Below are 20,771 nucleotides of genomic sequence, written 5' to 3'. Positions count from 1 at the left end.
GCGCCACTCAGGCCAATTTAAAGCCGGAAATCACCTCCCGCAGCTGCGCCGCCTGTTCGTTCATCAGCTTGGCTGCCGCGGCGGCCTCCTCGACCAGGGCGGCATTTTGCTGCGTCGTGTTGTCGATCTGGGTCACTGCGCTGTTGATCTGATCGATTCCCTGGCTCTGCTCGCGACTGGCCTGCATGATCTCGGATATGAGCGTCGCCATGCCGCTGACGCCGCCATGAAGGGCGTCATTGGCGGTACGCGTCTCGTTGACCAGCCGGGTGCCGACGTCCACGTTTTCGACCGACTCGGTGGTCAGCCGCTTGATGTCCTTGGCCGCCAACGCCGAACTTTGCGCCAGTCGCCGAACTTCCTCCGCCACGACGGCGAAGCCCCTGCCCTGCTCGCCAGCCCTTGCCGCCTCGACCGCGGCGTTGAGCGCCAGCAGATTGGTCTGGAAGGCGATGCCGTCGATCACGCCCGTGATATCGGCAACCTTTCGCGACGATTCGTTGATGGCGGTCATGGTCTCCAGCATCCTCGCGCCGCTCTCGGCGCTGCTGACCGACATCTTCGATACCTCGCCGGCCATGATGTTGGCCTGGCTGGCGTTTTCCGCATTGTGCTTGACCGTGGCCGCCAGTTCCTCCATGGAGGCAGCCGTCTCTTCGAGCGAACTGGCCTGCGTCTCGGTCCGCGCCGAAAGCTCCAGATTGCCATCGGCTAGCTGCCGCGTGGTCGCAGCGATCGCCAACGCGCCACTTTGCACTTGCAGCAGCATGGCCTGCAGGCGCGCGATAAAATGATTGAAGCTTTCGACCACGGCGTTGAATTCGCTGCCCTGCCCCAACGGCAGGCGTCGGGTAAGGTCGGCGTCGCCACTGGACAGCTCGTCGATATTTGCCTTGAGCAAGCTAAAGCGGCGTGTCAACAGATTGATTCCGAACACCAGCAGCGCCAGCAGCAGCGCGGCCATCGGCAGTTGTACCAGGCCAAGTTTGTACAGGATCCGGTCGCTGTTGACGGTCAGCAGCCGGTCGTCCATGCCAGTCACCAGCCACCATGGACTGCCCTCGATCGGACGCATCGTCAGCGTATAGTTTTGACCATCGACCTGATAGGCCTGCTCCAGCGGCTGGTTCTGCGCGAGCCGGGGTAGCACGGACTGGATGGCCGCGAACATCGGCGCCTGTCCTGCCACGTCGGCCACATTCTTCAGCACGATGGGATCCTTGACCAGACTGCTGTTGCTGACGATTTTGCCGTCCGCCTCGACGATCAGCACCTGGCCATGGATGCGCTTCTCCATATCGGCAACCAGGGTATTGAAAAAGCCGAGGGTCAGATCGATGGTGGAAACACCGTAGATCTTGTCATCCTTGTAGATGACCATCGCGCAGTTGGTCCGCGGCTGGTCGCTGGCATCGTCCTTGTAGGCCTTGGCCCAGGGGCAGTGACCTCTGGGCGCATGCAGGCCGGCAAGGTACCAGGGCTGCTCGTAGTATTTGAGCGCTGCCGGCGTATTCCAGTGGGTATTGATCGCCAGCGCCTGGTCCGTGCCGCGTGCGTAGAACGTGCTGTCCCGCTCCAGTTTCGGATCGCGCTGGTAGGGCAGCGGCCATATGCCGCCGCCGAACACGTTCGTGTCGCCGTATTGATTGAGCAAACCGGGCAGCAGATGATCGATGCTGCCGCTGTCCATCAGCGGGACGGCCTCGGTGATGGCGCGCGACTGCGCCTCGATCTGGGTCATTTTGCCCTTGATCGTGTTGCTGATGGTTTCGACATGGCCGGCCACTACCTGAGCTTCTTCCTTGCGTAGTTCCGGCGTCACATAAATCTGTATGACCGCTACGGTCATCACCACCATCACAACAAAAAAGGCCGTAACGAAAAGCGAGTAGCGAGCTTTTATCGATTTTGCGAAATGCATGTCTATCGCTCTTCTAAAGAAAGCCAGGTATAGGGCTCGGCAAAAGCGATATCGGCACGAATGGGATTTCCTTAACTCGGACAACCACGAAGCACCATGCTGGACTGCGACGTGGGCATGGCCTGGGGGCTTGGCGACCGCCGCTGTTTACCTGTCGGCAAAAGAAGGTTGATTTCCACGTCGCACTCCGTTTGACGGCAACCTATTCGGCTCGACACCGAGGCGGTCACGGCGTCGGGCGAAGCGATCGCCTGGGTGCGCAGGCAGGTTTATGTGCGGCTGAAGCCCAAGGCGCGTTGAGTCAACCGCCAAACCGTTACGTCATTATCTTGATCTTGCGGGGCGCACTCACTCGCGCTCGAAGCGCGCAATGTCTTCTGCCGCAGCCTGCGCTCTGCGAATGCCGGCGCCGGTGGCGCTGTTGTCCAGGCGCAAACCCAGCGCGGTGCGCTGCGGACGGTGCGCCCAACGGTAAAACCATCCTGTGCCGAGCAATCCGAGCGCGCCGACGGCCAACTGGATCCAGATCACCTGCGGTGCGGTCTGCAGGATCGCGCCGTGCGACGCCACCACCAGCAGAGGCGCCGTCAAAAACCACCACGGAAGGCCAACTACGCAGGCGCCGCCAACCACATAGATTTTTCGCAGCGTCAGCAGCTGCCTCTGAATGGTGATGACGGGCGCGCCGAAGTCGATGCGCGCAATCTGCGCCTGCACCATCGCCCCGACGATGATCATGCCCAGAAAATAGGCGTGCAATAGAAGCCCGGCAATCGCTACGGCCGATTGATCGCGATGCGCGACCCACATGGGAACGAACAACAGCAACCCGACGACGCCGATCGCCATTTGCAAACCCTGACCCCACACCAGCGGTCGCAATCCGCGACGTGCCTTGTCCGCCCGTGAATCACGGAATGTCTGCACATGCAACGCATAGTGCTGCTCGATCCGTCGGTCGAGGTTCTGCCAGGCCTGCTTCATCTCATCGAGTTCCATGGTCATGCTCCAGTGACTGCTACGCCGGTCATCTGCGCGCGCAGCTTTTGTTTGATGCGACTGATCTTGGTCGCCACATTGGTTTCGCTGATGCCGAGTACGTCCGCCATTTCGGTGTAACTGCGATCTTCGAGATACAGCAGAATCAGCGCGCGATTGAGCTCATCGAGCTGGCCGATAAAGGCATACAACGCGGTCAGCCGCTCGTCGGGTTCCGCGATGGTTTCGCCACCGCCGACCGTTTCCAGATGGCGCGCCTCCAGCGGTTCGAAACGCTCGCCGTCGGACCAGCGCGCGCGCCGCGCCTGCGAAATCGCCACGTTGAGCGCGATCCGATACGTCCAGGTGGAAAATTTCGCCCGCGCCTCGTCGTAGCTGCCGAACGAGCGCCACAGCTGCGCGCTGATTTCCTGCATCAGGTCGTCGCGATCGACCACGCTGCGGCTGTAAAGGGCCGCCACCTTGAACACGATGCCACGATGTTGCTGCAGCAGATGTTCGAAGCGTTGCTGATGCTGTCTGGCGGTCATAGACGCAGTGGTTTCCCCAAGGTTCCATCCATGATTCGCACGCGCGCAGAAAAAATCACAGCACACGACAGGCCTATCGACCGGGCACAGGCTTGCCGCACAGTTCGAGCGATTGATCGCACAGCGAACCAACAGCGGTTACCGCGCGCGCAGCTCGCCTACAATGATGGCGTCCCCGCCCAACAGAATCCTTCGATGCCCCCTCTGCGCGTCAAACGCTACCTGATCACCGGTCTGCTGACCTTTATTCCGCTCTGGGTGACCTGGCTGGTATTCAAATTCGTACTGAGTCTGCTGGCCGGCATCGGTGCACCGATGGTTACCGCCCTGCTCGGCGCGCTGGCACTGGTCGCGCCCAATGCCGCCGCGGCGCTGAATGCGGATTGGCTGGTTTTCATCATTGCACTGCTGATCACCCTGGCCGCGCTTTATCTGCTGGGTTTTGTCGCCAACCGGGTGATCGGCCAGCGCTTCATCAACGCCTTCGACGGCCTGCTGGCGCGCATTCCAGTAGTGCAGACCATTTATGGCGGCACTAAAAAATTGATGGCGGTGCTGCAGAACAAGCCCTCCGGCGTGCAGCGCGTGGTACTGGTGGAATTTCCCCGGCGCGGCATGAAGGTCGTGGGGTTCGTCACCCGGGTCATGCACGAGGACGGCGGCCGCCGCGAAATGGCCTCGGTCTTCATCCCGACCACGCCCAACCCGACCGGTGGCTATCTGGTGGTGGTGCCGTTGGACGAGCTGACGCCGACCGACTGGACGATGGATCAGGCGATGGCGTTCATCATTTCCGGCGGCGCGGTGGCGCCCGACACGCTGCCCGCTTCGCCGACAGCGCTCGCCGATCGCCTTGACGGAGATCGCCCATGAGGCGACGCGCACGCCCGCTGATACTCTCCATTCTGCTGGCGGGCATTGGCCTGACCGCACAGGCGAACGCTTCCAGCGCCAACGACTGGATCACGCCCGCCGAAGCCTCCCAGTTCCGCACCACGCCCAGCTACGCGGATACGCTCGCCTACCTGCGGCGGCTGCAGCAGGCAGCGCCTGGCATGATTCATCTACAAACCTTCGGCACCACGCCCGAAGGCCGGCCGATGGTGGCGGTGATCGCCAGCGGCGACGGCAGTTTCGATCCCGCGACGGCGCGCAAGGCCGGCAAGCCGGTGGTGCTGGTGCAGGCGGGCATACATCCCGGCGAGATCGAAGGCAAGGATGCGGGCCTGATACTGCTGCGCGATATCGCCATCACGCATAAATACCCGCATCTGCTCGATCGCCTGGTGCTGGTCTACATTCCGGTGTTCAGCGTCGACGGCCACGAAAACTCGACGCCGTACAACCGTATCAACCAGAACGGCCCAGCCAGCATGGGCTTTCGTGCACAGTCGCAGTACCTCAATCTCAACCGCGATTACATCAAGGCCGACGCGCCGGAAATGCTGGCATGGCTGAAGCTGTGGCAGACCTGGCTGCCGGATTTCCTGATCGACGTACACACCACCGATGGTGCCGATTACCAGTACGACCTGACTTGGTATACCGAAGATCCGCACAAGCTCGATCCGGCCGTCAGCGCCTGGCAGCACGATGCCATTGTCGATCACGCGATACCGGCGTACGAAAAGCGTGGCCATCTCGCGTCGATCTATCTGGAATTCAAAGATGGCCGCGATCCGCGCAAGGGCATCGAGAATTTCGGCTCCGGCCCGCGCTTTTCCACCGGCTACGCGGCACTGCAAAACCGCCCTGCCCTGCTGATCGAAACGCACATGCTGAAGAGTTACCAGACGCGCGTGCAGGCCACCGTCGATCTGGTCGAACTGATGTTGGAACAGGTCAACGGGCACCCGCAGGCGCTGATCGCTGCCACGGCCAACGCCGATGCCAACGTCATCGCGCGTGCGCACGATGCGCAGGCCAGCGTGCCGCTGACCTTCAAGGCCGACCCGCAGTCCACGCCATTCACGCTGAAAGGCTACGCGTTCACCCTCACGCACAGCGATATCTCCAACAGCGACTGGATCCAGTACGACCCGAGCAAGCCGAAAACCTACGCCATCGAGAACTGGAACGGACTGCTGCCCGATCTATCCATCACGCCGCCGGCCGCCTATGCGATACCTGCACAGTGGACCGCGATCATCGACAAGCTCGATGCCCACGGCATTCGCTATCGGCGGCTCGATCATGCGGTGACGATCCACGCCGAGGGCTATCAGCTCGATCAGCCGAAGTGGGCGAATCAACCGTTCGAAGGCCATCTGATGCTGCGCGATTTCACGCTTCACGCCGTCGCACGCGACGTCGGATTGCCGGCCGGCTCGGTGATCGTGCCGATGGATCAGCGCGCCGCCAATGTTGCGATCAATCTACTCGAACCGCAGGCGCCCGATTCGCTGCTGCGGTGGGGTTTTCTCAACGCGATATTCGAGCAGAAGGAATACGGCGAGCCGCGCGTGCTGGAAAAGCTGGCACGCGACATGATGGCCAAGGATCCCGCCCTGAAAACGGCGTTCGATAAGAAGCTGCAGAGCGATCCTGCCTTCGCCGCAGATACCAACGCCCGTCTGGCGTTTTTCTACGAGCGTTCGCCCTGGTACACCGTGCAGCATATCGGTGCGTACCCGGTACTCCGGCTCGATACAGAGCAGGCAGCGGCACTGGAGGCTTCTGCGCATTGATGCGCCGCTCGCTGAGGAAAAACGCCTGTCGACGGTTGAGTTCTCAGAGCCTGTTCATGGTCTCAAGGCACCCTCCGTCGCGCACGCCCGAATCCTGTACGTCTTGCCGTTTCAGGGGTGGGTACAGCCACCCCTGACCTTTGACACTGTCTCACCCATGACGTATGACCTAGCGTCGCCAGGTGCGGCTGCGTTTTGCGGGGCATCCGGCAACCCGCCGCCAAGGCATTACCACGCTATTCGCCCGGACGGGCGACATCCATCTACAGAGGGAAATCCATGACGAAGCAGTATTTGAAGCCCCTGGCACTGGCCGTGAGCCTGGCCCTGTCACTGACCGCCTGCGGCAAGAGCGACGAGCAAGCTGCCGCGCCGGCCCCTGCCCCGGCAGCCACCGCACCGGCGCCGAGCGCCAGCACCGCACCAGCGGCGGCAGCGACGACGGCTGCGACCAGCAGTTTCGACGTCAGCGAAATCGATCCGAGCCTCAAGGCCTGCGCGGACTTCAACGGCTTCGTCAACGCCAAGTGGATCGCCGCCAACCCGATTCCGGCCGATCAGAGCAGCTGGGGCGCGTTCAATATCCTCGCTGAGAAGAGCCTCAAAACCCAGCACGACATCGTCGACGACGCAGCCAAGAACGCCGACAGCGCCAAGGCCGGTTCGATCGAGCAGAAGATCGGCTGGCTCTATCACTCGGGCATGGACGAGGCGACCATCGAAAAGAACGGCTTCGACCCGATCAAGCCCAAGCTCGACGCGATCGCCGGCCTGAAGAACGGCACCGACGTGGCGAATTTCATCACCAAGAGCTACGCCGACGGCGATATGCAGGTGTTCCAGTTCGGCGCCAGCGGCGACTTCAAGCATGCCGATACGCAGATCGGTTTCGCTAACGAGGCCGGCCTGGGTCTGCCGACCAAGGACTACTACACCAAGCCGGAATACAAGGATATCCGCGACGCCTACGTGGCCTATATCGCCAAGTCCCTGGAGCTGACCGGCGTGTCCGAAGACGATGCCAAGAAGCAGGCCGACGAGGTGCTGAAGTTCGAGACCGCGCTGGCCGCCGCCTCGCTGTCGCCGGTCGAAGAGCGCGACATCAAGAACGAGTACCACTTCGTCACAGTGAAGGAAGCCGACAAGGTCACACCGCATTTCAGCTGGGAGAAGTTCTTCGACGCCCAGGGCCTGAAGATCGACAAGGGCTTCTCGCTGTCGCAGCCGAAGTTCTTCGCCCAGTTCGACAAGATGCTGGCCAGCACGCCGGTCGAGCAGTGGCAGGCTTACCTGCGCTTCCACGCGATTGATGATGCGTCGCCATATCTGAGCAAGAATTTCCAGGACAACAAGTTCGCCTTCTATGGCACCACCCTGGCCGGCCAGCCGCAGCAGAAGCCGCAGTGGAAGCGCGTGCTAGGCGCCGTCAACGCCAGCATGGGCGAAGCGCTGGGTCAGCTGTATGTCGCCAAGGAGTTCACTCCCGAAGCCAAGCAGCGCGCCGAAGAGCTGGTGACCAACATCCGCAACGCGCTGAAAGCGCGCATCGAGAACCTCGACTGGATGAGCGCCGACACCAAGGCCAAGGCGATCGACAAGTGGAACAAGTTCCTGCCTAAGATCGGCTACCCCGACAAATGGCGCGACTGGTCCGGCCTCGAAATCAAGCCGGACAACTACTACGCCAATATTCTGGCCGCCGGCAAGTTCAACTACGACTACGACATCGCCAAGATCGGCAAGCCGACCGACCGCAAGGAATGGGGCATGACTCCGCAGACGGTCAACGCGTACTACAACCCGAGCGACAACACGATCAACTTCCCGGCCGCAATCCTGCAGCCGCCCTTCTTCGACGCCAAGGCCGACGACGCGATCAACTACGGCGGCATCGGTGCCGTGATCGGTCACGAATCCAGCCACGGTTTCGACGATCAAGGCAGCCAGTTCGATGGCGACGGCAATCAGAAGGACTGGTGGAGCAAGGACGACAAGGCCAAGTTCGACGCGCGCACCGACAAGCTGGTCAAGCAGTTTGACGAGTACGCACCGCTGAAGGACAAGCCGGACCTGCACGTCAACGGCAAGCTGACCCTGGGCGAAAACATCGCCGACCTGGGCGGCCTCAACGTCGCCTATGACGCGCTGCAGACCGCGCTGAAGGCCAACCCGACCGAAGCGAACCAGAAGATCGACGGCTACACCGAAGATCAGCGCTTCTTCCTCAACTGGGCGCGCGTGTGGCGCGGCAGCATGCGCGAGAAGACCTCAATCCTGCGCATCAATACCGACCCGCATGCCCCGATGGGTCTGCGTGCGATCGGTGCGCCGTCGAACATGCCTGCATTCGCCGCCGCGTTCGAGTGCAAGGCGGGCGACGCGATGGTGCGTCCGGCCGATACGCAGGTGAAAATCTGGTAACACCAGCCCTCGAGTACCGCCGGTTCCAGCGGTACTGACAAACAAAAGCCCCGCATACCCTTGCGGGGCTTTTGTTTGTATGGAGGCGCTCGACCCTCAAATGCTAGCGATTTACCCAGCCCACAAATGCGATAAGTATTGCAAATCATTCTCATTAAAAATATCGTATGCAAATACTTGCGTCAGCGAACACGTCGCGCCAGGCCTTGCCGTGACGATTTCCGTTGGCCGACGCCCTGTATCCGGCTACTGCGCACTCTCTGCATTCGCAAGACGCGTCAGGTTTTTTTCGACACGCAACGCTTCAACAAACGGAATTTCTATGGCCTTCATCAAGAGCCGCAAGCACCCGATCGTCGCGAGCGATGACGCCTCAAACCCGTCCAGACCGTCCTGCGGCATGGTCACCGCTGCCGCTCTGCTGACCGGTTTCGTACTGGCACTGCCGGCCGCCGCCACGGATGTTTCGACCGACGCACAAGCCACCAACGCGAAGAACCTCCAGGGCGTCAAGGTCACCGCCAACGGCGTCAGCGATTATCGTGTCGACAAGGTGGCCTCTCCGAAATTTACCCAGCCGTTGCTCGACACCACCCAGACCGTCAGCATCATCGGCAAGGACCTGATCCAGCAGCAGGGCGCTACCACGCTGACCGAGGCGCTGAAAAACAGCCCGGGCGTCGGCACGTTCTACGCTGGCGAAAACGGCACCACCTCGACCGGCGATGCCATCTACATGCGCGGGTTCGACACCTCCAACAGCATCTTCGTCGACGGCGTGCGCGATCTCGGTTCGATCTCGCGCGACACGTTCAATATCGAGCAAATCGAGGTGTTCAAGGGTCCAGCCGGCACCGACAACGGCCGCACCGCGCCGACCGGCGCGATCGATCTGGTAAGCAAGCAGCCGATGATCGGCAACGCCGTTTCCGCCGGTGTCTCGTACGGCGGTGGCGGCAACCGACGCCGTACGACCGCCGACTGGAATCAGACGCTGAGCGACACCTCGGCCTTCCGCCTCAACGTCATGGGCCAGGACGCGGGCGTTCCCGGTCGCGACAAGGTCGAAAACAATCGCTGGGGCATAGCGCCGACGCTGGCCTTCGGCCTCGGCACGCCGACGCGGGTGTATCTGGATTACCTGCATATCAAGCAGAACAACGTGCCCGACGGCGGCGTACCGACCATCGGCCTGCCCGGCTACAGCAGCCCGGATCCGACCCGCCCGCAGCTGACCCATGCGGCAATGGTCGATTCGAGCAATTTCTACGGCACCGACAACGACTTCGATCACGTCAAGGCCGACATGTTTACCGCGAAAATCGAGCACGATTTTTCGCCCGACGTGACATTGCACAACACGCTGCGCTGGGGCCGCACCAGCGAAGACTATCTGCTCACCTCGTTTCTCGGCAGCGCGGCCAACCTGCTGACGCCGAATATCAACAATCCGTCGACCTGGACGATCGCGCGCAGCAACCCGACGTTCAAACAGCAGGTCAACAAGATCCTCACCGACCAGGCCAACGTCACGGCGAATTTCGAAACCGGCGGCATTGTTCACAACCTCAGCGCCGGCATCGAGCTGACCCAGGAAAAACTCGCCACCGGCGGCCTGGGCGTGCTCAACGGCAGCAAGTGGCCCGCAGCGAATCTGTACGACCCGTATGCGGACGTGCAGGGCCTGATCTACGGCAATACCGGGGCGCACTCCAATGGCAAGACCGATACGGAAGCAGCCTACGTTTTCGACACGCTGAAGTTCGGCGAAGAGTGGCAGGTGAACGCCGGCGTGCGGCTGGACCACTATTCCACCGACTTCAGCAGCGCCGTGGTGTGCGGTGCGAAAAATGGACCTGCCTGCGGAACCTCGCCCGCCGGCACCGTGCTGCCGGGCGTCAACGCCAGCAAATCGGGCAACCTGCCGAACTACAAACTCGGCGTACTGTACAAACCGGCGGCCAACGGCAGCATCTACGCCAACTTTGCCGTTTCCGAGGAACCACCGGGCGGCAGCAGTCTGTCGCTGAGTTCATCCGCCAACAGCGCCGACAATCCGATCTTCGATCCGGAAAAAGCGCGCACCATCGAGTTCGGCACCAAGTGGGATCTGCTCGACCAGAAGCTCTTTGTGACGGCAGCGCTCTATCGCACTACGGTGAGCAACGACGTGGTGCAGGATCCGGTCGATCTGCAGTATTACCAGATCGGCAAAAAGCGTGTGCAGGGCATCGAACTCACCGCGGTGGGCAAGATCACCGAGAACTGGGCGGTCAGCACCGGCTTCACCACGATGAACGCCACGGTCGACAGCGGACCCAATGTATCCGCCGACGGCTCCAGCGATCTGGCCTACACGCCGAAGAAAGCCTTCACGGCGTGGACCACCTACCACCTGCCGTTCGACCTCACCATCGGCGGCGGCGCGCGTTACTCGGGAGAGCTCAAGCGCGGCACGGACAGCGCCATCGGTACGCCGGCTTACACCGACGCCTACTGGGTGTTCGACGCCATGGCGAGCTACCCGGTGAACAAGCATCTCAGCCTGCAGCTCAACGTCTACAACCTGTTCGACAAGAGCTACGTCGCCTCGATCAACAAGAGCGGCTATCGTTACATTCCGGGAACCCCGCGCTCGGCCATGATCACGGCCAACCTGCAGTTCTGATCGGGACGTGCGGCAGCCGGGCCTCTTGATCGACAAGTGTTGAAAAGCCGTCTCGGCCCGCTGGCGCATCGCTTGGCGGGCCGAAAACGATAGGCACGCGCCGGAGTTCTTTATGCTGCTGCACATTCCCGCTGTTCTAAGCCGCGCTCAGGTCACGCAGATGCGCGAGGCGCTGAACGGTGCGGACTGGACCGACGGTCGCGAAACCGTCGGCCACCAAGGCGCGCAAGTGAAGCAGAATCAGCAGCTGCCGAATGCATCGCCGCTGCGCGCCGAGCTGGGCGAGATCGTTCTGTCGGCGCTCGCCCATCAGCCGCTGTATCACGCCGCCACCTTACCGCTGCGCACCCTGCAGCCGCGCTTCAATCGCTACGAGGGCGGCGGCCAGTACGGTTTCCACGTCGATGGCGCGATGATGGAACTGCCCGCCGGCGGCCATCTGCGCAGCGATATCTCCTGTACGCTTTTTCTCAGCGAACCCGACGATTACGACGGCGGCGAGCTGATCGTCAGCGACACTTACGGCGAGCACGACGTCAAACTGCCGGCCGGCGATCTCATCGTCTATCCCTCGAGCAGCCTGCACCGCGTGCAGCCGGTAACCCGCGGCACCCGGCTTGCTGCGTTTTTCTGGGTACAAAGCATGATCCGCGACGACGCACGGCGGCGCATGCTGTTCGAACTGGATACCTCGGTACAAACGCTCACCCGCTCCGGCGCCGATGCCAGCGTGCTGCTCACGCTCACCGGCGTTTATCACAATCTTCTACGGCAATGGGCCGAGACCTGAGCTCAGCGCTCGCCATTACCGGCATCGACAGCACACACAAAGCGGTCCATACGACATCGACGGTTCCCAGCGAGCGCGCGTGGGCGGATAATTCCCGGCCCACGATGCAATACGGCAGTTCAATGTTTGTTCCTGGTCAACGCTGGATCTCTTCCGCCGAACCTGAGTTGGGTCTCGGCACCGTTCTTCGCGTCGAAGGACGCGGCGTGCAGGTGCTGTTTGCCAAAGCCGGCATTCTCCGGCCTTATGCGATCGACTCGGCGCCGCTGCTGCGCGCTGAATTTCGCGCGGGCCAACGCGTCTCCGGCAAGGGCATCGCGTTTCTGGTGGAACGCGTCGAGATTCGCGACGAGTTGCTGATCTACCGCGGCGAAGGTCGCGAGCTGGAAGAAGGCCAGCTCGACGACGAACAGAGCGTGAGCCAGGCCGACGACCGCCTGATCGGCGGACGCACCGATTCGGTCGCACAGTTCGAGCTGCGGCTGGAAGGCCTGCGCCGTCGCGCCGAAGCGCGCCGCTCGCCCGCGTGGGGGCTCGGCGCCGCGCGCATTGGGCTGGTGCCGCATCAGCTGCGCGTGGCGGGCATCGCTTCCGCGCGCCGACCGCCGCGCGTGCTGCTGGCCGACGAGGTGGGCCTGGGCAAAACGATCGAAGCGGGCATGATCATCGCGCGCCAGCTCGCCACCGGCCGCGCCTCGCGCGTGCTGCTGCTGTTGCCCGATACGCTGGTCTACCAGTGGTTCGTCGAGCTGCTGCGCCGCTTCAATCTCAGCTTTGCGATCTACGACGAGGAGCGCTGCGAGGCGCTGCAGTCGTCCGGCGAGGACGACGCCGAAGATGCCGGCAATCCGTTCGAAGACGAACAACTGGTCATCGCCGACTTCGGCTTTCTGGAAAACTCGCCGAAATACGCCGCGCAGCTGCTGGCCGCGCCGTGGGATCTGCTGGTGGTGGACGAGGCGCATCATCTAGCGTGGTCGCCGGAGGCGACCAGCCCGCGCTATGCGATGGTCGAGAAACTCGCCGCTGCGATTCCCGGCGTGATCTTGCTCACCGCGACACCCGAGCAGCTTGGCCGCAGCGGCCACTTTGCCCGACTGCGCCTGCTCGATCCGCAGCGGTATCACGATCTGGACGGCTATCTGGCGGAGGCCGACGACTATCAGGCGCTGTCGGCCATCGCCGATCGACTGCTCGACGGTGTGGCGCTGGACGATGCACAGCGCCGCACGCTGGCAAATGCTTTTGATGGCGACGAGACGCTGACCGCCTATCTGGACGACGCTACCAAGCCCGCCCATGCGCGCGAGCTGCTGGCGGCGCTGATCGACCGCCACGGCACCGGCCGCGCGATGTTCCGCAATCGCCGCGCGGGCATCGGCGGCTTCCCCAATCGCGTGCCCGAGTGGCATGTGCTGGATGCCGACACGGTCGAGGACAGCACGCGCCAGGCGCTGCTGGCCGAGTTCCATGCGGATATCCAGCAGCCGCCGGTGTTGATGGAGGTGAATTACGCCAATGATCCGCGTATCGATGCGTTGATCTCGCTGCTGGAAAAATTTCCGCAGGACAAGTTTCTGCTGATCTGCCGCAGCCAGGCCAAGGTGCTGGCGCTCGAAGAGGCGCTGCGCACGCGCAGCGGCGTCGGCGTGGCCCGTTTCCACGAAGGCCTGGGCATCATCCAGCGCGACCGCAATGCAGCGTATTTCGCCCAGCCCGACGGCGCACGGCTGCTGCTGTGTTCGGAGATCGGCTCGGAAGGCCGCAATTTCCAGTTCGCCCATCATTTGATCCTGTGGGATCTGCCGCTCGACCCCGACCTGCTCGAACAGCGCATCGGCCGACTCGACCGCATCGGCCAGCAGCACGACATCCAGATCCATATTCTGGTTGTTGCCGACAGCGCCCAGCACGTGCTGGCGCGCTGGTACGACGTGGGCGTGGACGCGTTCCGGGTCAGCCCCGCCGACGGTCGCGAGCTGCTGCGCCGCTACGGCGAACCGCTGGCCAAGCTGGCCGACGAGCACGCCCGCGGCGACGACAACCGCGACCAGGAGCTCGACGTGCTCCTGGCCGAAACGCGCAGCAGCCATGAGCAGATGGCCGAATTGATCAGCGCCGGCCGCGACCATCTGCTGGAGCTGGCCGCCAGCCGCGACCTGCACGCCGACGAACTGCAGCAGGCGTTCGCACGCGAGGACCGCGACCCGGGCCGCGACGGCTTTATCCAGCGCCTGCTGGAGGCCTTCGGCATCCACGCCGAGGAGCTGAGCAGCCAGGTACTGCTGCTCGATCCGCAATACCTCTCCACCGACGCCCTGCCCGGCTTCGCCGAAGGCCCGCAGTCGGTCACCTTTTCACGCGAGGTGGCGCTGGCGCGCGAGGACTTGCCGCTGCTGCGCCTCGATCACCCGCTGATCGCCGGCGCGATGGATCTGGCGCTATCCGGCGAACAGGGCAACGCGGCCTTTATGGTCGACGACGAATTGCCGGCGCGCTCCGCCCTGCTGCAGGCCGTCTACGTGCTCGAGTGCGTGGCCGATCGCAAGCTCGACGCGGAGCGCTTTTTGCCGACGCTGCCGATCGTGGTCACCGTGGACACCAAGCTGGCCGAGCGGGTCGATTTCCAGCCCAGCGAAACGGCCCTGCGCCGCGCCGCGCAGCGCACGATCGAAGTGGTCCGCTATCGCAAGTTTCTCAACAAGCTGGTGCCGCCGATGCTGGGGCGCGCGGAAAAGCTGGCCGAGGCCTACGGACAAACCAGCATCGACGATGCGCTGGCGCTGGCGACGAGCACGCTGGACGCGGAGCTATCGCGTCTGGTCGCCCTGCACGCGGTAAACCCCTCGATCAGCGAAACCGAGATCACCGCCGTCGCCGACGAACGCACGGCTCTGCTGGCGGCACTGCCGCAGTCGCGGTTGCGGTTGGATGCGGTGCGCTTCGTGGTCAGCGCCGACTTTCTCGTGCTGCGCTGATCTCAGCGCAGCAAAAGCCGCTTCGGCTTGATCGGCAGCTTGCCCCGCCAGTACTGGATCATCGCGTAGCCGCCGACCATGCCGCCCAGGTGCGCAAAATGGGCCACACCGGCCTGCGTACCGGTCACGCCGAGAAATAGCTCGATCACCGCATAGCCGGTGACGAACAACCACGCCGGCATCGGCACGGGGAAAAACATCAGCATCATTTTTTCGTGCGGATACAGCATGCCGAACGCCAGCAGCAGCCCGAAAATCGCCCCGGAGGCGCCGATCGTGGGATAGAAACCGTGGGTGAACCACTGCACAACAGTAAGCTGCGCCACCGCCGCGACGATCGCACAAACGAAGTAGTAGATAACGAAGTTGCGCGTGCCGAACGTTCGCTCGATCGTGCCGCCGAACATGTACAGCGCAATCATGTTGAACAGGATGTGGGTAAAACTCCCATGCATGAAGGCGTACGTCACCAGCTGCCACGGCTGGAAACCGACCGTCACCACCTGACCGTCGTCCAACGCACCGCTGACGTCCGACCCCCACGGCCAGAGGGCGAAGTGCTGGGTGAGCGCAAACGTGCTCGAGTCGTGCAACAGATACTGCAGCGCAAACACCACTACGTTGGCGATCAGCAGGTTGCGGGTGGCGACGGGTAAATCAGTGGGCATGGATGGTATTCCAAGTGGCGGCACGGGCGGATCGCCGCGCGCTGGCCTCAGTAGTGGTGAGCCCGATCGGCCAATGCAAGGTGCCCACTCAGGCCGATGCCATTACGATGACGCTTCATTCATATGCCGCCTGGATCGACGCAGAATATTCAAGCAAAAGCCGCCTTGCGGCGGCCTTGGGTGCGACCGGATGAGGGCAACGCCTCAACCGTGATGATCCACCATCGCAATCGCTTCCGGACGCTTGGCACCGGCAAAGTGCTTGGCCCAGTAAGCCTCATCCAGGCTGGAAACCTGCACGCTCTGACCGGTAGTCGGCGAGTGGATGAACTGACCGTTGGAGATGTATATACCGACGTGCGAAATGTTGCGCTTGCCGTGCGTGCGGAAAAATACCAGATCGCCCGGCTTCATGTCGGCGCGCGCGACTTTCAGGCCCGACAGGAACTGCGAGGCGGAATTGGTCGGCAGCTGCATGCCGATGGCATGGGCGAACACGTAACGCACGAAACCGCTGCAGTCGAACCCGGTGGACGGGTCACGGCCGCCGCGAACGTAGCGGATGTCACGAAGATTCATCGCCAGACCGATCAGCGCCTTGCGCACGTCGGAAATATTCTGGAGGTTGGCGGTTGCCGAGTTCTGGTCGTCCGAGCCGTCCTGGTCCGCGGCACTGCTGCTTTTGGCGCTGTTCTTTGCGACGGTGGATTTTTCTTTGACGCCGGCAATCTCGGCGTAGGCAGGAGCAGCGGACTGGGCGAGCATGGCGGCGGGGCTGAACGCCGACGCTTGAGTGAGGAGCTGGGGACCGACAGATGCAGTGGCCGGGGCAACGTTGGTGACGCTGGGGCTGGCTAGTACGGGACCGGACGCGAAAAGTACGGAAACGAGCGCAGCAGCAAGGGTCAGTCGTTTTGTCGGCATGCGGGATATCCCCCTTTGTATTGCAGAAATCCGTCGCTTTCGTGGTCGGCGACGTGATCGATAAGTGAAGTTAACAAGAACCGACCCTGAATATGTTCGATTGAAGTTAACTAAACTCTGTCGTTCCAGAAATGGGCAATAACGGCAAAAATATCGCCAAGCCACTGATTTTGATCAGCATTCGGTCGGCAATACGATCCTCGACGAAGGTATCGAGTCAAAGTATTTACGGATTGATTACGTTAAACGGCCGAGTGCGGCGACCGGGCGCCGAAGATGGCCGAGCCGATTCTCACCTCGGTGGCGCCCTCAGCGATGGCCTGCGCGAAATCGCCGCTCATGCCCATCGACAGCCTCGGCAGGTCGTGGCCCCAACTAAAGGCCTGATCGCGCAGCTGACGCAGCGTGCGGAAGCAGCCGCGCACCTCGTCGGTCTGATCGGATTGCACCGCCAGGGTCATCAGACCGCGTACGGTCAAGGTATCGAAATCGTGCAAGGCATCGAGAAACGCCCCCAGCTGATCGGGCGGCAGGCCGTATTTGCTGGGTTCGGGCGACGTCTTGACCTGCACCAGCACATCGATGGCCCTGCCTTCGTGCTGAAGACGCCGATGCAGCGCCTCGGCCAGCTCAAGCCGGTCCAACGACTGTACTTCGCTGGCCAGCCGGGCCACATCCTTGGCCTTGTTGGTCTGCAGGTGACCGATCATCACCCAATCGATGCCGCAGTCGGCCAGCGCGGGAGACTTTTCACGCACCTCCTGCGCCTTGTTCTCGCCGAAGCGGTGCAGACCCAGTGCCACTGCCGCACGTATCGGCTCGGGTCCGAAGGTCTTGCTGACCGGCAGAATGGTGACCTCGGCCGGGTCGCGCCCCGCGTCGAGACAGGCCTGCGCGACGCGGCCACGCACCTGCGCCCAGTTGGCAGCCAGATAATCGGTATCGGTACTCATGCGTGCGCTGAAAAGCTCACGCCTTATCGCCTGCCTGAAAGTGCTGGGCGACGACCTCGGCCACCACCATCGTCACCTTCTTGCCGGTCGGGATGTGCAGAAACTCGTTCGGGCCGTGCGCGTTGGAATGCGGGCCCAGCACGCCGGTGATGAGGAACTGTGCCTTGGGAAATTTCTCGCCGAGCATGCCCATGAACGGGATGCTGCCGCCCTCGCCCATGTACGCCGCCGGCGCACCGAAGTAATGCTGCGAGGCATCGGCTACCGCCTGCTCCAGCCACGGCGACAGCTGCGGCGCGTTCCAGCCGCTGCCGTCCTTCTCCAGCTTGAAGCTGACCTTGGCGCCGTACGGCGGATCGGCCTCCAGCAGTTGCTTGACGAACTCGCCGGCCTTGGCGCCGTTGAGCGTTGGCGGCACGCGCAGGCTGAGCTTGACCGACGTCTGCGGCCGCAGCACGTTGCCGGCGCTGTCCAGCGGCGGCATGCCGCCGACACCGGTGACGGCCAGCTGCGGACGCCAGGTGCGGTTGAGCACCAGTTCGGCCAGATCGGAGGTCACCGGTCGCATGCCTTCGACCCACGGAAATTTGTCGTAGATATCCGCGCCCAGCACGTCGGCGCAGACCTTGGCCTGCTCGATGCGCTGCGGCGGAATGTCGACGTGCAGTTCCTTTGGCTTGATCTGGCCGGTGACCGGATCCTCCAGCCGCGACAGCAGCTCGCGCAGAATGCGGAAGCTGGAGGGTACGACGCCGGACGCATCGCCCGAGTGCACGCCCTCTTCCAGCACCTGCACGGTGAGGTTGCCGCCGGTCATGCCGCGCAGCGAGGTGGTCAGCCACAGCTGGTCGTAGTTGGCGCAGCCCGAATCGAGGCAGACCACCAGCGACGGGCTGCCGATGCGCGGCGCCAGATGATCGACATAGTGCGGCAGGTCGTAGCTGCCGGATTCCTCGCAGGCCTCGATCATGATGACGCAGCGCGCGTGCGGCACGCCCTGTTCGTGCAGCGCCAGCAGCGCCGCCAGCGAGCCGAAGATCGCGTAGCCGTCGTCCGCACCGCCGCGACCGTAGAGCCTGTCGCCCTTGATCACCGGCGTCCATGGACCGAGGTCGTCGGCCCAGCCGGTCATTTCCGGCTGTTTGTCCAGATGGCCGTAGAGCATGACGGTGTCGTCGCTGGCGCCGGGTACTTCGATATAGATCAGTGGCGTGCGGCCTTCGAGCCGGACCACCTCGAGCGTGGCGCCGGGCAGCTGGCTCAGCTTGGAGCGCGCCCAGTCTTCCATCAGTTTGACGGCTGCATCCATATAGCCGTGCTCGGCCCACTGGGCATCGAACATAGGGGATTTGTTGGGAATGCGGATGTAATCGACCAGCTGCGGCACGATCTCGGCGTCCCACAGGCCGCTGATGAAATCGGAAAGGCGGTCGGGATCCATCTTGCGGACAATGTCCATGGTCAACTTCCGGCAAAAAAACGATGGACCATTCTACCGCGCCGACCCGGGACGCCGCTGCAGGCGCCGACAGGCGATCAGGCACTGCCCACACGCGTTGGAGAGCCTTGCCCACGCCGCCACTGCGGCCGAGCCGACTGCGTGGCCGATTGCCGCATGCCAGAGTTTTATGGCGGCGCGCGGACGCCGCTATCCCATCTCACGGAGGAAACCCATCATGCACAAACTCCTTGCACGAATCGCTCTCGCTCTGGCCGTAGCGCTGCCGGCCCTGGCCCTTGCCGGCACGCCGGTCAACATCAACAAGGCAGATGCCGCCACCATCGCCAAGTCGCTCGACGGCATCGGTCAGTCCAAGGCGGACGCCATCGTGGCCTGGCGCGACACCAATGGGCCGTTCAAGAGCGCCGACGACCTGAGCCAGGTCAAGGGCATCGGCAAAGCCACGCTAGAGCGCAATCGCGCGTCGATCCTGCTTGCGGACACGGCCGCCACGGCCGATGCGGCGGCGGTCGCCAAAACCGATGCGCCGGCCAAGAAAGCCAAGCGCACCAGCAAAAAGCCGGCTACCGCCGCGGCTGGGGAGTAACGTCAGGTCGCCCTCCCGCTCCGGCAACGGCTCGGGAGGGCGACAAGCAATGGCGATGAGCCGCTCGACATCGGCGCCTATCCGCCTGAGCTACACTCCAGCGCCTTTCCTGTTCATGCTGCGGCGTCGCCATGATTCTTCCGCGCTACCACATTGCCGATTCCGCCATTCCAGGCGCCGGCAAGGGTCTGTTTCTCGATGAAACCGTGGCAGCCGGCCGTATCATCACGGCACCCGACGGTATCGACCGCACCTACCGGCACGCCGATATCCACGCCTCGGCTGAGCTGATGGCGCAGTTCCACGCCAGCGCCCGCTGGTTCGAGGATCGCTACACGCTGTCGCCGGACTGGCCGGACGAGTGCTATATCAACCACAGTTTCCAGCCCAACGGACTGTGGCATCTGGGCTTCGTCTTTGCGCTGACCGAGCTGCCGCCGGGCACGGAGATCACGGTCGATTACCGGCACCTGCTGCCGCACGGTGAAAGCGAGGATTTTGCAGATTCGGCCACAGGTGAGACAATAACAGGCTTTTCCTGGTCCGAGAGCCTCGCCGGCAGTACGCGGGCGCTCGCCGAATTACTGGATTCTTCCCACGCCGATCGTGATGTCTGATATCCCTACTCTCGAAACGGCGCGACTGCGCCTGACTGCGCTGACGGAACAGCACTTCAATGATTACGCCAAGATGCTCGCCGACGCTGAAAGCACCCGCTGGATCGGCGATGGGCAACCGCTGGACCGCACCAATGCCTGGCGCTCGCTGGCGATGCTGCTCGGCCACTGGCAACTGCGCGACTGCGGCATGTGGGCGCTGGAACTGAAAACCACCGGCGAATTCATCGGCCGCGCCGGCCTGATGTATCCCGATGGCTGGCCCGATCTGGAATTGGGGTGGATGCTCAAGCCCGGACATCGCCATCACGGCTACGCCACCGAAGCGGGCAATGCCGTGCTCGATTTCGCCTGGCATCACCTGCACGCGCCGCGCGTCATCAGCCTGGTACGCATCGGCAACGAGGCTTCCGATCGCGTAGCCGAGCGCCTGGGCGGCGAGCATATCGAAGACATGGATTTCTACGGCAGCCACAACCACGTGTTTGCGTACTACCCGCCGCGCGCCGCGCTGAGCCGCGCCTCGGCCTGAGTTTTACTCGTATGCTGTTTCTCGCTGCAGGCGGT

The 20,771-nt window shown here is 62.9% G+C and carries 16 protein-coding genes; 9 read left to right on the top strand and 7 right to left on the bottom strand.

All coding sequences use genetic code 11. The features are described from left to right. Window positions 1-7: 7 nt before the first annotated feature. The 3 genes from HDE78_RS11760 to HDE78_RS11750 form a co-directional block, all read right to left on the bottom strand. Window positions 8-1,921, bottom strand: coding sequence for a methyl-accepting chemotaxis protein (locus HDE78_RS11760; protein WP_179479563.1), 1,914 nt, complete (start codon window positions 1,919-1,921; stop codon window positions 8-10). 348 nt (window positions 1,922-2,269) lie between these two features. Next, window positions 2,270-2,920 (bottom strand): hypothetical protein, encoded by a 651-nt coding sequence (locus HDE78_RS11755; protein ID WP_179479562.1) that lies wholly within the window; start codon window positions 2,918-2,920, stop codon window positions 2,270-2,272. A 2-nt stretch (window positions 2,921-2,922) separates the two neighbouring features. Next, window positions 2,923-3,450 (bottom strand): sigma-70 family RNA polymerase sigma factor, encoded by a 528-nt coding sequence (locus tag HDE78_RS11750; protein WP_179479561.1) that lies wholly within the window; start codon window positions 3,448-3,450, stop codon window positions 2,923-2,925. Between the two features lie 195 nt (window positions 3,451-3,645). Here HDE78_RS11750 and HDE78_RS11745 point away from each other — a divergent pair, with 195 nt between their 5' ends. The 6 genes from HDE78_RS11745 (at window position 3,646) to rapA (ending at window position 14,994) form a co-directional block, all read left to right on the top strand. Then, complete coding sequence (locus tag HDE78_RS11745) at window positions 3,646-4,323, top strand: DUF502 domain-containing protein (protein ID WP_179479560.1); 678 nt, start codon at window positions 3,646-3,648, stop codon at window positions 4,321-4,323. Beyond that, window positions 4,320-6,137 (top strand): M14 family metallopeptidase, encoded by a 1,818-nt coding sequence (locus HDE78_RS11740; RefSeq protein WP_179479559.1) that lies wholly within the window; start codon window positions 4,320-4,322, stop codon window positions 6,135-6,137. The genes HDE78_RS11745 and HDE78_RS11740 overlap by 4 nt, the downstream gene beginning before the upstream one ends. Before the next feature lie 279 nt (window positions 6,138-6,416). Beyond that, window positions 6,417-8,558 (top strand): M13-type metalloendopeptidase, encoded by a 2,142-nt coding sequence (locus tag HDE78_RS11735; RefSeq protein ID WP_179479558.1) that lies wholly within the window; start codon window positions 6,417-6,419, stop codon window positions 8,556-8,558. 322 nt (window positions 8,559-8,880) lie between these two features. After that, window positions 8,881-11,226, top strand: a complete 2,346-nt coding sequence (locus HDE78_RS11730) for a catecholate siderophore receptor Fiu (RefSeq protein WP_179479557.1) — start codon at window positions 8,881-8,883, stop codon at window positions 11,224-11,226. A 112-nt stretch (window positions 11,227-11,338) separates the two neighbouring features. Then, window positions 11,339-12,016 (top strand): Fe2+-dependent dioxygenase, encoded by a 678-nt coding sequence (locus tag HDE78_RS11725; protein WP_179479548.1) that lies wholly within the window; start codon window positions 11,339-11,341, stop codon window positions 12,014-12,016. A 122-nt stretch (window positions 12,017-12,138) separates the two neighbouring features. Beyond that, window positions 12,139-14,994, top strand: a complete 2,856-nt coding sequence (gene rapA / locus HDE78_RS11720; RefSeq protein WP_179479546.1) for an RNA polymerase-associated protein RapA — start codon at window positions 12,139-12,141, stop codon at window positions 14,992-14,994. Window positions 14,995-14,996: 2 nt separating this feature from the next. Here rapA and HDE78_RS11715 read toward each other — a convergent pair whose 3' ends face one another. The 4 genes from HDE78_RS11715 to HDE78_RS11700 all read right to left on the bottom strand — a co-directional run bounded on the left by HDE78_RS11715 (window position 14,997) and on the right by HDE78_RS11700 (window position 18,980). Beyond that, window positions 14,997-15,662: a rhomboid family intramembrane serine protease gene (locus tag HDE78_RS11715; protein ID WP_179479544.1), complete on the bottom strand. Its 666-nt coding sequence runs from the start codon at window positions 15,660-15,662 to the stop codon at window positions 14,997-14,999. Window positions 15,663-15,866: 204 nt separating this feature from the next. Beyond that, entirely contained in the window at window positions 15,867-16,586 is a 720-nt protein-coding gene (locus tag HDE78_RS11710) for a C40 family peptidase (protein WP_179479542.1), read from the bottom strand. Between the two features lie 242 nt (window positions 16,587-16,828). Next, window positions 16,829-17,539, bottom strand: a complete 711-nt coding sequence (locus tag HDE78_RS11705) for a YggS family pyridoxal phosphate-dependent enzyme (RefSeq protein ID WP_179479539.1) — start codon at window positions 17,537-17,539, stop codon at window positions 16,829-16,831. Window positions 17,540-17,555: 16 nt separating this feature from the next. Further along, entirely contained in the window at window positions 17,556-18,980 is a 1,425-nt protein-coding gene (locus tag HDE78_RS11700) for a M20 family metallopeptidase (RefSeq protein WP_179479778.1), read from the bottom strand. Window positions 18,981-19,215: 235 nt separating this feature from the next. Here HDE78_RS11700 and HDE78_RS11695 point away from each other — a divergent pair, with 235 nt between their 5' ends. From HDE78_RS11695 to HDE78_RS11685, 3 genes are all read left to right on the top strand, one after another. After that, window positions 19,216-19,587, top strand: coding sequence for a helix-hairpin-helix domain-containing protein (locus tag HDE78_RS11695; RefSeq protein ID WP_179479538.1), 372 nt, complete (start codon window positions 19,216-19,218; stop codon window positions 19,585-19,587). A 131-nt stretch (window positions 19,588-19,718) separates the two neighbouring features. Next, a complete protein-coding gene (locus tag HDE78_RS11690) occupies window positions 19,719-20,204 on the top strand; it encodes an SET domain-containing protein (protein WP_179479536.1) in 486 nt (161 codons plus the stop codon). After that, window positions 20,197-20,736, top strand: coding sequence for a GNAT family N-acetyltransferase (locus tag HDE78_RS11685; protein ID WP_179479526.1), 540 nt, complete (start codon window positions 20,197-20,199; stop codon window positions 20,734-20,736). Before HDE78_RS11690 ends, HDE78_RS11685 begins: the two co-directional genes overlap by 8 nt. The last annotated feature ends 35 nt before the right edge of the window (window positions 20,737-20,771 follow it).

It is taken from the genome of Rhodanobacter sp. K2T2, from assembly GCF_013408815.1.
In the GTDB taxonomy this organism is placed as follows: domain Bacteria; phylum Pseudomonadota; class Gammaproteobacteria; order Xanthomonadales; family Rhodanobacteraceae; genus Rhodanobacter.
This window is presented reverse-complemented; position numbering and strand designations above follow the sequence as displayed.

Coding starts and splice junctions, on each gene's coding strand:
- HDE78_RS11760 (WP_179479563.1), bottom strand. CDS start 1,921: ATGCATTTCGCAAAATCGATAAAAGCTCGCTACTCGCTTTTCGTTACG.
- HDE78_RS11755 (WP_179479562.1), bottom strand. CDS start 2,920: ATGGAACTCGATGAGATGAAGCAGGCCTGGCAGAACCTCGACCGACGG.
- HDE78_RS11750 (WP_179479561.1), bottom strand. CDS start 3,450: ATGACCGCCAGACAGCATCAGCAACGCTTCGAACATCTGCTGCAGCAA.
- HDE78_RS11745 (WP_179479560.1), top strand. CDS start 3,646: ATGCCCCCTCTGCGCGTCAAACGCTACCTGATCACCGGTCTGCTGACC.
- HDE78_RS11740 (WP_179479559.1), top strand. CDS start 4,320: ATGAGGCGACGCGCACGCCCGCTGATACTCTCCATTCTGCTGGCGGGC.
- HDE78_RS11735 (WP_179479558.1), top strand. CDS start 6,417: ATGACGAAGCAGTATTTGAAGCCCCTGGCACTGGCCGTGAGCCTGGCC.
- HDE78_RS11730 (WP_179479557.1), top strand. CDS start 8,881: ATGGCCTTCATCAAGAGCCGCAAGCACCCGATCGTCGCGAGCGATGAC.
- HDE78_RS11725 (WP_179479548.1), top strand. CDS start 11,339: ATGCTGCTGCACATTCCCGCTGTTCTAAGCCGCGCTCAGGTCACGCAG.
- rapA (WP_179479546.1), top strand. CDS start 12,139: ATGTTTGTTCCTGGTCAACGCTGGATCTCTTCCGCCGAACCTGAGTTG.
- HDE78_RS11715 (WP_179479544.1), bottom strand. CDS start 15,662: ATGCCCACTGATTTACCCGTCGCCACCCGCAACCTGCTGATCGCCAAC.
- HDE78_RS11710 (WP_179479542.1), bottom strand. CDS start 16,586: ATGCCGACAAAACGACTGACCCTTGCTGCTGCGCTCGTTTCCGTACTT.
- HDE78_RS11705 (WP_179479539.1), bottom strand. CDS start 17,539: ATGAGTACCGATACCGATTATCTGGCTGCCAACTGGGCGCAGGTGCGT.
- HDE78_RS11700 (WP_179479778.1), bottom strand. CDS start 18,980: ATGGATCCCGACCGCCTTTCCGATTTCATCAGCGGCCTGTGGGACGCC.
- HDE78_RS11695 (WP_179479538.1), top strand. CDS start 19,216: ATGCACAAACTCCTTGCACGAATCGCTCTCGCTCTGGCCGTAGCGCTG.
- HDE78_RS11690 (WP_179479536.1), top strand. CDS start 19,719: ATGATTCTTCCGCGCTACCACATTGCCGATTCCGCCATTCCAGGCGCC.
- HDE78_RS11685 (WP_179479526.1), top strand. CDS start 20,197: ATGTCTGATATCCCTACTCTCGAAACGGCGCGACTGCGCCTGACTGCG.